At 67.9% G+C, this 13,543-nt stretch carries 15 protein-coding genes, 1 tRNA gene and 1 riboswitch; of the genes, 1 reads left to right on the plus strand and 15 read right to left on the minus strand.

Features of this window, described 5'->3' with window-relative positions; all coding sequences use genetic code 11:
- Positions 1-61 precede the first annotated feature (61 nt).
- The 3 genes from FXF65_RS43615 to FXF65_RS10740 form a co-directional block, all read right to left on the minus strand.
- Positions 62-847, minus strand: coding sequence for a C40 family peptidase (locus FXF65_RS43615; protein ID WP_187412207.1), 786 nt, complete (start codon positions 845-847; stop codon positions 62-64).
- 11 nt (positions 848-858) lie between these two features.
- Positions 859-1,015, minus strand: a riboswitch (cyclic di-AMP (ydaO/yuaA leader).
- Between the two features lie 455 nt (positions 1,016-1,470).
- Positions 1,471-3,369 (minus strand): SpoIIE family protein phosphatase, encoded by a 1,899-nt coding sequence (locus FXF65_RS10735; protein WP_148349614.1) that lies wholly within the window; start codon positions 3,367-3,369, stop codon positions 1,471-1,473.
- Positions 3,370-3,552: 183 nt separating this feature from the next.
- Positions 3,553-4,335 carry a hypothetical protein gene (locus FXF65_RS10740; protein ID WP_148349615.1) on the minus strand — a complete coding sequence of 261 codons (783 nt, stop codon included), beginning with the start codon at positions 4,333-4,335 and terminating at the stop codon, positions 3,553-3,555.
- A gap of 219 nt (positions 4,336-4,554) precedes the next feature.
- Between FXF65_RS10740 and FXF65_RS10745 the strand changes: the two genes are divergently transcribed.
- Positions 4,555-4,628: transfer RNA gene (locus FXF65_RS10745), tRNA-Pro, on the plus strand.
- A gap of 82 nt (positions 4,629-4,710) precedes the next feature.
- Here the strand turns inward: FXF65_RS10745 and FXF65_RS10750 are convergent.
- The 12 genes from FXF65_RS10750 to FXF65_RS10810 all read right to left on the minus strand — a co-directional run bounded on the left by FXF65_RS10750 (position 4,711) and on the right by FXF65_RS10810 (position 13,247).
- Positions 4,711-5,919, minus strand: a complete 1,209-nt coding sequence (locus FXF65_RS10750) for a tyrosine-type recombinase/integrase (RefSeq protein WP_148349616.1) — start codon at positions 5,917-5,919, stop codon at positions 4,711-4,713.
- Positions 5,916-6,158 carry a helix-turn-helix transcriptional regulator gene (locus FXF65_RS10755; RefSeq protein WP_148349617.1) on the minus strand — a complete coding sequence of 81 codons (243 nt, stop codon included), beginning with the start codon at positions 6,156-6,158 and terminating at the stop codon, positions 5,916-5,918. The genes FXF65_RS10750 and FXF65_RS10755 overlap by 4 nt, the downstream gene beginning before the upstream one ends.
- A gap of 16 nt (positions 6,159-6,174) precedes the next feature.
- Positions 6,175-7,797 carry a replication initiator gene (locus tag FXF65_RS10760; RefSeq protein WP_222868491.1) on the minus strand — a complete coding sequence of 541 codons (1,623 nt, stop codon included), beginning with the start codon at positions 7,795-7,797 and terminating at the stop codon, positions 6,175-6,177.
- Complete coding sequence (locus tag FXF65_RS44510) at positions 7,794-8,474, minus strand: hypothetical protein (protein WP_222868492.1); 681 nt, start codon at positions 8,472-8,474, stop codon at positions 7,794-7,796. The genes FXF65_RS10760 and FXF65_RS44510 overlap by 4 nt, the downstream gene beginning before the upstream one ends.
- A gap of 286 nt (positions 8,475-8,760) precedes the next feature.
- Positions 8,761-9,054, minus strand: coding sequence for a hypothetical protein (locus tag FXF65_RS10775; protein WP_148349619.1), 294 nt, complete (start codon positions 9,052-9,054; stop codon positions 8,761-8,763).
- Positions 9,051-9,479 carry an RRQRL motif-containing zinc-binding protein gene (locus tag FXF65_RS10780; protein WP_246198488.1) on the minus strand — a complete coding sequence of 143 codons (429 nt, stop codon included), beginning with the start codon at positions 9,477-9,479 and terminating at the stop codon, positions 9,051-9,053. Before FXF65_RS10780 ends, FXF65_RS10775 begins: the two co-directional genes overlap by 4 nt.
- Positions 9,480-9,591: 112 nt before the next feature.
- Positions 9,592-10,233, minus strand: a complete 642-nt coding sequence (locus FXF65_RS10785; RefSeq protein ID WP_222868493.1) for a hypothetical protein — start codon at positions 10,231-10,233, stop codon at positions 9,592-9,594.
- Entirely contained in the window at positions 10,230-10,595 is a 366-nt protein-coding gene (locus FXF65_RS10790) for a hypothetical protein (protein ID WP_148349620.1), read from the minus strand. The genes FXF65_RS10785 and FXF65_RS10790 overlap by 4 nt, the downstream gene beginning before the upstream one ends.
- Complete coding sequence (locus FXF65_RS10795) at positions 10,592-10,870, minus strand: hypothetical protein (RefSeq protein ID WP_148349621.1); 279 nt, start codon at positions 10,868-10,870, stop codon at positions 10,592-10,594. The genes FXF65_RS10790 and FXF65_RS10795 overlap by 4 nt, the downstream gene beginning before the upstream one ends.
- Positions 10,871-10,935: 65 nt before the next feature.
- Positions 10,936-11,811, minus strand: coding sequence for an FtsK/SpoIIIE domain-containing protein (locus FXF65_RS10800; RefSeq protein WP_148349622.1), 876 nt, complete (start codon positions 11,809-11,811; stop codon positions 10,936-10,938).
- Positions 11,812-11,902: 91 nt separating this feature from the next.
- On the minus strand, positions 11,903-12,844 hold the full coding sequence (locus FXF65_RS10805) for a hypothetical protein (protein WP_222868494.1): 942 nt from the start codon (positions 12,842-12,844) through the stop codon (positions 11,903-11,905).
- Positions 12,845-13,025: 181 nt separating this feature from the next.
- Positions 13,026-13,247, minus strand: a complete 222-nt coding sequence (locus FXF65_RS10810) for a hypothetical protein (RefSeq protein WP_148349623.1) — start codon at positions 13,245-13,247, stop codon at positions 13,026-13,028.
- Positions 13,248-13,543: the final 296 nt, after the last annotated feature.

Genomic DNA, 13,543 nt, shown 5'->3' on the forward strand with positions numbered 1-13,543 from the left:
AGGCGCCCGGCCGGGGAGCCGGGCGCCTTCCTCCTGAGTGGATCAGGGCTTCCTGAGCGGATCAGGACGCGTAGTCCGGGTAGCCGTAGCCGACCACCTGGGACTTGTCGCGGACCTTCTTCTTCACCGCGTTGTCGGTGTTGCCCTCGACAGTGGTGATCTTGCCGTTGCCGTTGTCCTTGACGACGATGCCGACGTGGTCGATCCCGCCGATGCCGCCGCTGGAGCCGTTCTTCCAGTCGAAGAACACCACCGCGCCGGGCTTGGGCTTGTGGCCCCACCGGTCGGTCTTCTTGAACCACGTGGCGTGCTGGACGGTGTAGGCGTCCCACCCCATGTTCTTGACGCCGGTCTGGGCGCCGAGCCACGAGACGAACATGTTGCACCACTGGGCGCCCTTGTAGTCGTTGACGGAGAAGCCCCCGTCACGCTCGGCGGTCGCGGCGGCCTGCGGGGTCGACACGTACCAGTTGTGGTACTTGGTCATGCCGCCCTTGCCCTCGCGGGTGCCGATCTGCTTCTCGGCCAGCTTGATGACCTCGGAGGGCTTGACGGCGCGGGGCGCCACCTTGAAGCCCTCGGCGCGGGCGTCGGCCGCGGAGACGTTGCCCGTCCCGCCGTCGGCCCTCTCGGCGGCCTTCGCGGCCGCCGGGGACTCGGCGGACTTGCCCTGCTGGACGACGGCAGCGGCCTGCGGGGCGTCGTCGGCGACGGCCCTCTCGCCGGCGAGGGGGTTGAACACCGCGAGGCCGATGGCCCCGGCGAGGACCGCGCTGGCGGCGACGCCGACGGCCTTGTCCTCGGGCGTGAACCTGCTCAGGGAAAGACGATCGAAACGACCGGTCATGCAGGAAATCTCCTTACTCCCATGACGCCTACCGGGTTAGCTGACGGATTCGGGCATGGAAGCAGCCCTACGGCGCGGCTCTCGGGTCGCGCCGATTCACCCCTGGAACCTGGGTCCCCGGCTCCGTTCCGGTCGTCTCGACCAGGACGGACTCGGCCTCGCACCGCGGAACGCGGTGCCGGATATTCGGATTGATCTACTGACTGATCTTGATGGGATGCAGCGCCCCTCGTCGGGTGCGCGTTCGCGGGCGGGATCCGCTCCGCGATCCTCGGCCGCGCCTGGCGCGACCGGCGGCAACGCATGGGGTGCGTTGCGTGATTCGGACTGAAGGTACCAACCTTCTCAAGGAAAGCAAACCAGGCACAAAACTCCGTGGTGCCTGCTCAATGCATCCTCAAGGATCCATCAACAGCCCATGGGCCCAGGGTGTTCCCGATCTTTCCCGGATTGGCCGCCGGCCCCTTGCCCAGGGGGCTTACCGGTCCTCTCGCATTTGGTAAAGAGCGCTTGGGCGGCCCCCGCCCTGACAAGGTCATTTGACCTCAGGAGGGCCTCCACCCGCGTGCATGGTGAGACGCAAGTCACACGGGGTGATCATCGCAGGTCAAAGGTGTCGTCCGTCACTCCACGTGCAGGGCGAAGAGCGTGGTGTCGTCGGCGGCGCGGTCGTGCCCCATCCGGGCCAGCACCTGGTCGAGCATCCGCTCCGGCTGCCGGGCGCAGTCCCGCAGGATGAGGGTGAGCCGGTCGATCCGCTCGTCCAGGTCGGCGTCGCGGCGCTCCACCAGCCCGTCGGTGTAGAGGAACAGCATGTCGCCGGGGAGGAGCCGCGTCGCGACCGTCATGTACTCCCATTCCGGCATCGCGCCGAGCAGCGGGTCCCGGACGGCCTCCAGCGGCACCGCCCGCTCGTCCCGGATCAGGATCGGCGGCGGGTGCCCGGCGCACGTCCACTCCAGGACGCGGCCGCGCGGCTCGAACTCGGCGACGATCGCGGTGCCCGTCGCGGGCGGCTCCATGCTGCTGACCAGGTCGTTCAGCCAGCCGACGAGCCGTCCCACCGGCTCGCCCGTGCAGGACAGGCCGAGCAGGCCGTTGCGGGTGCGGGCCATCGACGCGGCCGCGGGCAGGCCGTGCCCGGCCGCGTCGCCGATCGCGAACAGGGCCCGGCCGTTCGGCAGCCGGCGCAGCGCGAACCAGTCCCCGCCGATCCGGGCGGTGGTCTCCGCGGCCATGCTGCGGATCGCGGTGCGCAGGCCGGGGAGCTGCTCGACCTCGTCCTCGTCCGGCATGATCGCGCGGCGCAGCGTCACCGCGACGCGCCGCTCCTGCGCCATCCGCTCCTGCTGCTTCAGCATCTGCCGGCGCGTCTCGGCGAGCGCCCGCTCCACGCCGCGCCGCCGCGTGATGTCCTGCGAGACGATGTTGATCGACACCGGCAGCCCGGACTCGCCGAGGACCGGCTCGGCGAACACCCACAGGTTCCGCGGCGTCCCGTCCTTGCCGATCACCCGGTGCTCGGCCTCCACCGGCTCCCGGCGCGAGAACATCGTCTGGACGGCCTCCTCCACCAGCGGGAGGTCGTCGTCCGCCACGACCTTCGGCAGGTCGTGCGGCATGGGCGGCACCTCGTCCGGGGAGAGGCCGTAGTTGGCGAGCATCTGCGGCGTCCAGTCCGCGTCGCCGGTCGCGAGGTCCCACTCGCCGAACCCGATCAGGGCGAGCCGCTCCACCCGCTCGAGGCGCCGCGCGATCCGGTCCTCGTGGAAGTGGTAGCGCCAGGTCACGCAGACGCCGGTCGGCACCGCGACGCACCGCACGCTCATCCGGGACGACCTGGACAGCCCCCGCTGCGCCGTCGAGTAGAGGATCGAGGGGCGCTCCAGGCTGGGACCGCCCTCCAGCACCTCGACGTACTGGTCGAAGAGCCCGCTCAGCACCGCGCCCGGATCCGTCTGGAGCAGCCGGAGCCCGGTCAGCTCCTCCCTGCCGCGCCCGAACATGTCCCGGGCGACGTCGTTGAGGTCGGCGTAGAGGAAGTCGGCGACGCGGCCGTCCGGCCCCCTGACCGGGACCAGGTGCGTCGCGGAGTCGAGCGCCCCGTCGAGCACCGCCCGCGCGGCCGGGTCGTCCGGCACCGCGGCGAGGATCTCCGCGTCGTCCCCGGTGTCCTCGGCCGTCACCCGGCGCAGCACGTCCTCGGCCTCGGACAGCACCACCTGGCGCTCCGCCGTCGCCTCCTCCGCGCGGGGCGCGTTCCGGCCCGCCGCGACGGCCCCCACCGCGCCCCCGCCCGCGTCCTTGACCAGCAGGGACGCCGCCTCGGCGAGGTCCATGTCGAGGTCGCGGGCGAGCCAGATCAGATGCTGCAACGCCTCCGCGGGCGGGACGCCGAGCCGCCGCGCCAGCACGACCCGCGCCTCCGACAGGACCGCGCGGTCATGTGCGGCGTCCCGCAGGTCCTCCAGGTCCGCCACGTGCGCCCCCGGCTGCGCCGAGGCCCCCTCCGCATCCGCCAACCTGTCCCCCGTTCCGGCAAGGCTGCCCTTGGGAGAAAAAAGCTACATACGCCACCCCCGGACTATTCGCCTCGAACCGCGCAAACAGTCCAGGTCTTTGCCCGACTTTTCCGTTGACGTCCGAACTCGACCGGTTCCGATGACCGTCCCCGGACGAAACCGTGGACCACCACGTGACTCGCGTCACACCCGCACGAGCTGCCTCGCCAGATCCGTGACCCGCGCGGAGGCCGTACGGAACGACGTGCCCGCCGGCTGCAGCGTCAATACCACGACGATCTTCCCGTCCCCGACCACGCCGGTCGTGTGCAGGACGGGCCGTCCAAGCCCCAGATCGGGCTGCCACGCCGCGGGCCGCGCACCGCCCTTTCGACACGGCTCTGCCGGGACGTCACCGAACCCCGACCACCCCTGCTTCACGGCCCACGGCCGCTTCGCGGCGCTCGGAATCCCGAACGTCTGGTCGAAGCCGTCCGTCCCGCACGGCGTCGACCTCCGCAACTGCTCCAGGACGAACTCACGCTGCCCCTTGGGCGCCTTCTCCAGCAGATACCGGTACGTCTTCACCACGTCCCGCGCACTGATCGCCGTGTACCCCCAGAACCCGGGCTTGTCGCCGGGCGGCGGCGCCGTCTCCGCCAGCCCCACCTTCTTGACCATCCGCTCGACGACCTGCCGCTGCCCGCCCCGCCGCCAGAACTCCGTCGCCGCCTTGTCGTCACTGGACCGCAGCATCACCTGCAGCAACGCCCGATCCGCCGCCGACGCCCGGTGCCGCTCCAGATAGTCGAGCGCGATGAGGATCTTCACCACCGACGCCGACCGGAACGTCTGCCGCGACCGCCGCTCCGCGACCACCCGCCCGCGCTCGAACACCACGTAGGAGACCCGCACCCCACGCGGCACCCGCACTACGGGCGGCTTGCGACCACTCGTCTTGGACGCCTCAGGACTCCCACTGACCACCGGAGCACTCCCCGGGCCCTGCGGCTCCGCCCCACGCCCACCGCCGCTGCCCCCGCTGCCGGCGCCGCACGCGCACAACAGCCCAAGACACAAGATCCCGGCCAGCCCCGTCCGCAACCACACCATCCGGCCTGCCTACCAGAGATCAACGGCCCCGTATCTCGGTACGCACGACCTCGCAGACTGCGCTACAGTAATCACGCCCGCTCCAACGGGCACCGGGACGTAGCGCAGTTTGGCAGCGCACTTGACTGGGGGTCAAGGGGTCGTGGGTTCAAATCCCGCCGTCCCGACAGCACAGGAAGCCCTGTAGATCACGACATCCGTCGAGGTCGGCAGGGCTTTTATATTTCCCGCGCACTCCCCCACCAGGCTCTAGACCGCCCTGAGCCGGGGACCAGCCGGGGACCGCCGCCCCCTGAGATGCGTGCTCAGCGCGTCCCCCGCCGCGTTGATCGACTGGGCATCAGGATGCAGATACCGCTGTGTAGTGCTGAGCGAGCCATGACCGGCGATCTTCCGAAGGACATGCACGGGCACGCCCGCATCGGCCATCCAGGTCAGTCCCGTGTGCCGGAGGTCATGACGGCGCAGGTACTCGTATCCGAGCCGGGTAACGACCTCGTCCCAGTGCGTGGCATCGCGGAGTACAGCAGTGGAGATCCGTCCGCCCTTCGGTCCCGTGAAAAGCCGGGCCATCGAGTTATCCCCTACCGCGTCGAGCCGCTGACCGACCATCGGGCGGATCTCCTCGATGAGCGGGACGGGCTGGGCCCGCCGGCCTTTGGTGCCCTTGTCGACCAGCCCACCAGGTCCAGGGGTGGTCTGACGCCGAACCGTCCAGGTCCATGAGTCCCGATCGATGTCGCAGACGCGGACTCCCGAGACCTCGCCGATTCGTGCGGCAGTGCAGGCGGCGAAGATGACGACTTCTCCCCAGCCTGCGTACTGTCCGGCCGAGCGTTCGACCAGGGCAGCGGCAAGATCGGTCAGGGCTGTCCAGTCCGGCAGAGCCAGCGAGCGGGGGTCGTCTAGCTCGTCTTCGGCCTGTTTGTACTCGTGTTGCCAGCCGGTCACGCGAGCAGTGTTGCGATCAACGATGCCGTCTCTGACCGCCTGTTCCATGACCCGCACGAGGATGGCGAGGCTGTTCTTGACCGTCGACCGGCCGCACCCGTCAGCGATCCACGCATGGACGGTGCGATCAACGGCACCATTGCTGATCATCCGAACGGGCAGGTGGCCGAGGGAAGGCACCACGCGACGCCGCCAACCCGCCATATAGGGATCGAGTGTCTTGCCCTCCAGGCCGCGTGTGGCCAGCGTCATCACGTTCTGGCCGTATTCGGCGAGGGTCATGGTGAAGGTGGCCGGGTCGATTCCGGCTTGCGCGGCTTTTTGGATCTCGTCAAGCCAGGCTTGCGCTTGATCCTCATCTTCGGCCGACTCCGACACCGAGCGGCGGCGACGTGTCGATGGATCGACCCAGCGCACCCGAGCGCGGTACGGCCGTGGCCGACCGGCCCGGTACTCGATATCAGCAGACAGCGAAACACCGACGGGAATCTGTTCGCGACGGCTCATCGGGACGGCTCCTGCGGATCGATCCGGTGACTCATCAGCCAGCGCTGCACGTCAACAGCGCTGTATCGGGTGACGGCCCCGGACAGCCGAACGAACGGAGGTCCCTGCACGGGACTGGCGGTTCGCCAACGTCGCAGCGTCGAGGGGTCAACACCGATGATCTCGGCAAGTTCTTCGGTGGTGTACCAGCCGCCAAGCAGCAGCCCAGCGACGTTGTGAAGTTCGAGGGTCTCTGTCATCACGTTCCTTCCAGGATCAGGCGACTTCTTTCGACCGGGCGAGGGCGTGAAGCTCGTGGGCGAGTTCTTCGCGTCCGGCCTCGTGTCGTCGGCGGGCTTGGTCGGCGGCGGTGTTGGCCAGGAGGGCGTCTCCGGTGGTCTTCCAGCCGGTGCCGACGTAGGACAGGCGGGCGAGGACGACCGTGGTTTGGGTGTCAAGGTCGTCTTGACGCTCAAACCGTTCGTCGGCGTAGTCCGGGCCCTGAGGTTGGGTGCGGCGGTAGTGGACGCGAGCGGCGCGGAGGGCGGCGAAGGTGACCGAGTAGTGGCGGGCTTTGGTGAGGAAGTGGCCGCCGAAGCCGAGCATGTGCGCCCAGCGGCGCAGGGATTCGAAGCCAGGGTGGTCGCCGAGGGTCCAGGCGGCGTGAACGAGGCGTTCGGTGTGAGTCCCGCCAGGGTCGGCGTACAGGCCGATGTTGTGGTGCTGGAGGCGGCGGGAGGAATGTCCGGTGACTTCGGTGCCTTTGGTGGCGTATTTGGCCAGGTAACCAGCCACCATGGCGTCACTGACGGACTCGCCGTGCAGGCTGATGATACGCACGTCGACTTGCTCACCCCAGGTGATGAACCAGCCGTCGGGGTGTGCGGGGTGGGGGTCGGTGGTGCAGGTGATGTGCGCGGCGGCGAGGCGGGCGGCGGCGTCAAGATCGACGGCGGTGATACCGGGCGGCGGCGGGAGGATCGCAGCCGGGTCGTCGGGTTCGAGACCGTCAAGGCGGAGCAGGGCGTGAAAATGGACGGCTCCGCGCGCCTGGTATTCGGCGACCTTGCCGTGCGAGACCCGGACCGGGGGAAGACCGCGTGCGCTAGCTAGGCGGTTGAGGTGGCGGCTGATGGCTTGTTTGGTGCGCCGCCATAGTTCGCTCGCATGGTTGTTCCACACGACGTGGTGGTCGTGGTCGTAGCAGTCGGGGCACAGCGGCTGACCGAGCCGGGAATCGCCGGGTTCGTGACGAGCGAAGCAGGCCGCGGGCTCGCCGTGGTCGCAGTGGGTGAGGTCGCGACGGGCGTGGCAGGGTTCGGGGCGACAGCTGCAGTGGGCACGGTCGGTACAAATGTGGCGGCGGACATGCCGGGTGTGGACGGGACCGAATGACGGCGCGGTGAAGGTGGCGAACACGGCCGGGTGTCGGGCGACGGAGGCGGGTACGGTCTTGCCTCCGGCCAGACCGGAGCGGATCAGCTGGAAGGCATCACGTCGATAGGTATCGGCACAGGCAGGGCAGACGGTAGCGCGGCGGTTACCGCAGGCTTTGTAGATCACCCCGTCCGGCATGCCAGTCGTGGACAAGCTGCGGGTGAGTTCACCGGTACGGCTGTCGACAACGTCCAGGTCACCGAACAGGCGAATGGGATGAGCACATCCGGCGGCAGACCAGACATGGTCCAGCCAGTCGAAGAAACCATCTCCCGCGCGTTGTAGGGCGGTTTCACTGGCCAGAATGCTGCGGCGAGCGATTCGTGAGGGCGGCAGCTGATGAGTGGGCAAACGCAGTTGACTGGGTTGGCGGTGTTCGGTGTTCGCCCCCGCACCCGGTGCCGGGGAAGCGGTTCCGGGTGCGAGAGCCAGCGTCGAACCGGACGCCGGAAGGGTGTTCACAGGCGGTCCCCCTCACTGGGGGTGGGTGCCTGGATGTCCCGCAGGATTGTGATGGCTTGGCCGGTGGTGATGCCGAGGTGATCGGCGAGTGCGTCGGCGGTGATGAGGCGGCCGGTGTTCTGCTGGTGGGTGAAGGCCGCCATGCGAGCCCCGGTGATCAGATGTGCCGGAACGGGTTCGGCCGGAGTCGCGACCGGGGTGTGGTGATCGGTTTCCAGGGCGGGTAGTTCGGCCACGGCGGCGGAGGTGTCCAGACGCGCGGCTGGTGACATGTCGGCCGGTTCGGTGTCCGGTATGGGGGTGGTGCGGGAGAGCACCAGTTTGGATAGGGCGAGGAAAGCTAGGGCGGGAACGGCGGCCAGTAGCCAGCCGGTGGGGCCGGGTTTGGCGACGGCGAGTTGCGCGGCGATGGAAAGACTCGCAGCAGCGATTAGGACCGCCATCGGGTAGGTGATGGATTGGTGCGTGCGTTTGCGGCGGCGGATCTCCAGTCCGGCGGCGGTGGGCGTGAGTTCGGATATCACGGCGTTGGCCCAGCCGAACCAGTCGCCGGTTCCTTCGGGGCTGTTGGCCATGGTCCAGTCGTGGACGTGGGTGAAGGAGGCGGCACCGGCCATGGTGCCGACCAGCAGCAGGATGAGGACCTGGACGAGATTCTCGATGCGTTGGGTGCTCATGGCGTGCTCGCTTTCTGGCGAGGGGTCACGCCGCACACGGGGCAGCATCGGGATGCTCCGCCTTGGCGTTTGATTTGGCGTTCGCGGGTGCGGGTGCCGGGCCAGGTGCAGGCGGGTTGCCAGCCGATTCCAGCGGCGTTGACGACGGCGAGGAGTCGTGCCCCGTGGCCGGTTGAGTGCGCGGCGAGTCGGGCCGGGAGATCGGTGGTCCAGCCGATGTAGTGCTTGGCGTGCTTGTATGGCCGGTCGAAGTGCAGGAGGTAGACCGCGCCGGTCGGCGGGGTCATCAGGTGCCACCACCCCAGCGCTGTTGGGCCGCTTGGCGGGTAATGCCGAGCGGGCGGGCGATGTCGGCCCAGGAGTAGCCGTAGGCACGCAGGCCGGTAACGGCGTCGTGGGTGGCGGTGGCGAGTTCGTCGGCGACCTCAGCCAGGCAAGCGAGGGCTTCGACATCACCGGTGGCGATGCGGCGGCTGTAGGCGCGCAGTATGCGGCACAGGAAGGCGGCGTATTCGTCGTTCTCGACCACGCGCCGCACACGGTTGGGTGTCAAGGATTGGTTGACGGTGAAGTCGCTCATGCCAGCCCCCCGGACTGTTCGGCGCAGTCGAGGCATTCGCCCAGCGAGCGGGGAATGTAGTACCAGCGCTCACGACCGCAGGTGGAGCAGGTACGCCGAGCGGCAAGGGCTTTGGCGATGGCCGCTTGTTGGGCGGGGGTGGCGGTGCGCTTTGGCTTGGCCAGGTCGTAGCGGTACAGGTAGGCGACACGGGCGCCGCGACGCCAGATGATCTGGGCGGCGATGGGTTGTCCGCCGGGCCGCAGTCCCTGGGCGCGCAGCTGGCGGGCGGTGAGCAGACCGACGGGTGCCCAGCGGTAGGGGTAGGTGGGCAGGCCGTAGCGTTCGCCGGTCGGGTCGTAGAACCGCAGGGCGATGCCGTGTACGGCTGCGTCATCGAGCGCCGGAACACGCTGAGTTGACGCATGGGCATAGGTAATGTGCATGTGTCCACGTCCTTCGTGTCGAGGGGTGTGGGTGTGAAGGCGGAGGGCCGGGGATCTTGGTGGATGACCGGCCCTCAGCCGTGTTCGGGCTGGCCCGGTTGACGCTTAAGCGTCAAAGGGCTTTGGGTTCGAAATCTCCCCCGCAGGCACCGCACGTGACGGCTGCCTGTTCCAGTGAGGAGCGGGCGATCCGGATGGTGCGTTCGCATGGGCAGATCGCGGCGATGAGATTGCTGCTCTTGCCGGTGGCGGTCGGTGCGGTGATCTCGTCGCGCCGCCACAGGACCATGGCCTTCTCCAAAGCGCGCAGAGGTGCGCGGTAAGCGGCTTGGGTGGTGTCGGGGACGGTGGTGATAGACCAACCGAATTTGTCGTCTTTGGCGACGTCGATGCCGAGTTCGGTAGCCAGGTCGCGGAAGCGGGTGTTGTGGTAGCGGCCTTGTCGGCTGGTGTCCTGGATATCGCGGGCCTCGGCCAGGGCATGGGTGGCTTCGTGGAGCAAGGTGCCGAGCACTTCGGCCGGGGTGCGGCGTAATCCCTCACCGCTGACCATGATCTCGGTGCGGTCGCTGTCTGCGACGTGCCACCGGCCGGGGGCGTGGTGCCCCCAGCGAGCCTGTTTCCCCTCGGTGCCCGAAGCCAAGATGAGCACGACGTCGGGGATTTCCGTGTGCCGGTCGCGAATGGCGTACCAGACACCCTCTAGGGCGCGCAGCACGTTGCTGGCAGTTTCGGCCGGTCGCGCGGCGGTCATTGGTCATCGTCCTGATCGAGCGGGAACCAGCAAGGTGGTTCGACGATGATGAGGATTGCGCCGCAATAGGCGCAGTCGACTAGTCCCGGATGCTGGTCTTCAGGCGCGGCGTCGGAGTTGCACGGCCAGATGCGCAAGTCGATGCATTGGCAGTCCGGGCAGTGCAAGGCACTGGCAATGATCAGGTCGGCCCAGGTGTTGAAGCAGGCCGGGCAGTAAATGTTCATGTCCGGCCAGGCCGAGACGAGCCAGTGGGGATTGTCGTTGCCGAGCAGGTAAGCGCAGGTGTGGCAGGAGTCGCATTCCATGACCCAGCGGCCCCAGTCGGGTTTGCCGTTGGCCCGGTAGTACTTGTGAATCATGAAGCCCACACTCCGTGGCATGCGCCGCATTGCAGCGCCATTTCTTCGGTGCGCTCGTCGACCAGGACGCGGGTTTCGTAGACGTCGATGGAGCCGCAGTACAGGCAGCGGACGTGCCGTTCACCGACCAGTGCGGCGACGATGCGGGCGCGTTCGGAGTTGCAGACGTGTTCCTGGCCCCATTGGCTCAGGGCCGGATAGTCGCCGAGGGCGACGGTGTGAGGTTCGAAGCAGACCAGGCAGATGCCGGTGTATCCGCTTGTCTCCGGGGCCATCGTGATGACCAGGATGTGTGTTGGGGATGGCGGTTTTGTAGGGCTCATCGGGATGCCTTTCGTGGTCAGGCTGCAAACACGTCGGCGGACACAGAGGCCGGCGGCGCGGGCGAAGTGGTGCGGTGACCGGTGCGTGACCACGCGGCGTAATCAGCGAGGGTGCTGATGTCGTCGTCGGTGAGGTAGGCGACTTTCATCAGCGTCGGAACGCCGCCCTCGGCGATCAGGTAACAGACGCCGGGCATGGTGGGCTTGATGGTGGTGGCGCAGAAACCAGCGCCGGACCAGCCGTCGCCGAGGATGATGTCGCTGCTGCCGGAAGAGGTGCAGCGGAATGCGGCGCGGTAGCCGAACAGATCCCGCAGGCTCTTGGGGATGATGTCGATGCTTGGCCGCTGAGTGGCGGCGATGACCGGCATGGCGGCGGCACGGCCACGGGCCACCAGGTCACGGAACAAGGTGATGAATTCGTCCTGCTGGACTTTGGTGCCGAGCACGGTCGCGTACAGGGCAATTTCGTCGAATATGCAGGCGATTGCTTTCACACCGTCGGTACGGGTGAGTTTGCGGCGGCCGTGGGCCCGTAGCCAGGCGTAGCGGTTGTTCATCACCGTCTGCAGACGGCGCAGGGTGGTGATGGCGTGGTCCATGTCCGCGCCGACGAACTCATCGGCGCAGTCCTCCCAGGGCCCCAGCTCGACGAGCTTGCCGTCGAACAGCACGGGGCGGGCGTCGCGGCACAGCGCGATATGCGCGGTGGCGGTGTTGATCAGGCTGGACTTGCCGCCGTCGGGTTCGCCCGCGATCAACAGGCGGCGGTAGGCCAGCGGTGTGTAGACCGGGGTGCCGAACTCATCCAGCCCCAGGAACACCGGGTCGAACATCGACAGGTTCGGGCCGACCGGGATCCGGTCGACCGGTGACGCGGTGGACATCGGCATGCCCCCCTTCTTTGGGTAGGGAGGCGCGAGGGACCCATGGCAGGGTCGCCTCGCGACCTCGCGGAATGGGTTTCAGATCAGCGGCCGGGGATCAGATCCAGTCGCTGATGTCCTCACCGGAGTTGACCGGTTGCGGGACGGCCGTCGGGCCGGTCGCACCGGCCTTGGCGGACTTGCTTGTTTTCGTGGGCTTGGCGCGGGCGGCGTCAGGTGCCGGGACCGCGTCGGGGTCCGCCGTACGCGACGGACCACGTTGGTTGTCGTCGGAGGTGGCCGGGACGTCCGGGAGGTCCAGGGCCGTGGGTACGGGGTGGGCGGCCCGCTGAGTGGTGGGGGTGTCGGTGTTGTCCACCAGATCCAGGAGCGGGGTTTCGATAGTGCCGGTCAGCACAGCGCGACGCTTGACGTCGATGCGCACTACGGCGGCGTTGCTATCGGAGGCGGCCTCGACGGTGACGCTGGCGGCCCAGCAGGTCACGGCGATCTTGTCGAGGCGGGATTGCAAGTCAGCGAGCGACAGGCCGGGCCGCAGCCAGGCCCACACGCGTTCGCCGGTACGGGTGGGACGGGCCCACAGGATCAGCGGCAGGGTGCCGCTGCGGTTGGTGATGATGAACTCGTTGAAGCACACCCGCAGCCGGTGCCGGGTGATGACGCACCACGCGATCGCCTTGACGCGGGAGCGAAGGGCAGGGATCACGGCCGGGACACCGGCTAGCACGGTCAGAATGATGATGCGGCCGAACAGCGGCAGGTGGGTGGCCAGCAGCACCCAGCCGTACCCGGCGAGCAGGGTGAGCCCGATTTCGGGCGCCCACCACCACAGGACCCGCAGTACGGGCCAGCAGACGATGAACGCGGCGACCAGCAGGCCGACCGCAGCACCGATGAGTCCGCCCAGCAGCACGGCGGCGATCGGCGGAAGGTAGGACGTGGTGATGGTGGCGGCCAGCAGGCCCACCACGATCGCGACCACGTAGAAGGTGATTTTGGCGGTGCGCGCGTACGACCGCGACACGCGGTCTTCGATCACGGTGACGGTTCCACCGCGCCCGACGCGGCCGAACGAACGACCGGCAGATGAGCCTCGCCCCAGACGTGGCAGGCCCGTAGACTTGGACATGATTCACCCTTCTTGCAGTGGAGGGATCGAATTGGCGGGGCCGGAGGAGGACAGTCCTCCAGGCCCCGCACTTTGTTGTGACAGGCCGGACCTAAACGGTCACGAGCAGCTCATTGGCTTCGAGCGAGAAGAACACGACGTTTGCCTGACGGATACCGGGCTCGTCCACGCTGCTGTGGACCGACGCCAGGATCTTGTTGAACAGGTCTTGCCGGGTTTCGCCCGGCTTCGCGGTTACCGTCCCCTTGCGAGTGAAGTAGGCCATACCGGAGTAGGCGGGGTAAAGCAGAGTGATGATGAAGAAGAATTCCATGAGAAACCCTTTCGTCGAATTCAGCGCCGTTTCAGGGCAACTGAAAGACCCACACGGCGATCGCGTGGGCCAAGGTGATGTGTGAAAGGTGCCGTTTGATAGCACCAAATCCCCTGAACCGGGGAGACAGCCCTAGACCAGGGCCGAACGAGAAAGTGACCGGTGTGGCCCGCAGAAACGGGCCACACTCACGAGCCAGCGGGGCACATCACTTGCGCCGCCCCAAGAACACACGGGAATGCTTTCCGACGAATCCGACGCCGGAACCAGGCACCATCAGGCCATGCGGGTATAGG

This window comes from Actinomadura syzygii, from assembly GCF_008085905.1.
In the GTDB taxonomy this organism is placed as follows: Bacteria; Actinomycetota; Actinomycetes; order Streptosporangiales; family Streptosporangiaceae; genus Spirillospora; species Spirillospora syzygii.

Bases quoted from the DNA above. Each gene is read 5' to 3' on its own strand.
- FXF65_RS10790 (WP_148349620.1), bottom strand. From the start codon at position 10,595: ATGATTCACAAGTACTACCGGGCCAACGGCAAACCCGACTGGGGCCGC.
- FXF65_RS10775 (WP_148349619.1), bottom strand. From the start codon at position 9,054: ATGAGCGACTTCACCGTCAACCAATCCTTGACACCCAACCGTGTGCGG.
- FXF65_RS43615 (WP_187412207.1), bottom strand. From the start codon at position 847: ATGACCGGTCGTTTCGATCGTCTTTCCCTGAGCAGGTTCACGCCCGAG.
- FXF65_RS10795 (WP_148349621.1), bottom strand. From the start codon at position 10,870: ATGGCCCCGGAGACAAGCGGATACACCGGCATCTGCCTGGTCTGCTTC.
- FXF65_RS10810 (WP_148349623.1), bottom strand. From the start codon at position 13,247: ATGGAATTCTTCTTCATCATCACTCTGCTTTACCCCGCCTACTCCGGT.
- FXF65_RS44510 (WP_222868492.1), bottom strand. From the start codon at position 8,474: ATGAGCACCCAACGCATCGAGAATCTCGTCCAGGTCCTCATCCTGCTG.
- FXF65_RS10785 (WP_222868493.1), bottom strand. From the start codon at position 10,233: ATGACCGCCGCGCGACCGGCCGAAACTGCCAGCAACGTGCTGCGCGCC.
- FXF65_RS10780 (WP_246198488.1), bottom strand. From the start codon at position 9,479: ATGCACATTACCTATGCCCATGCGTCAACTCAGCGTGTTCCGGCGCTC.
- FXF65_RS10800 (WP_148349622.1), bottom strand. From the start codon at position 11,811: ATGCCGATGTCCACCGCGTCACCGGTCGACCGGATCCCGGTCGGCCCG.
- FXF65_RS10750 (WP_148349616.1), bottom strand. From the start codon at position 5,919: ATGAGCCGTCGCGAACAGATTCCCGTCGGTGTTTCGCTGTCTGCTGAT.
- FXF65_RS10755 (WP_148349617.1), bottom strand. From the start codon at position 6,158: ATGACAGAGACCCTCGAACTTCACAACGTCGCTGGGCTGCTGCTTGGC.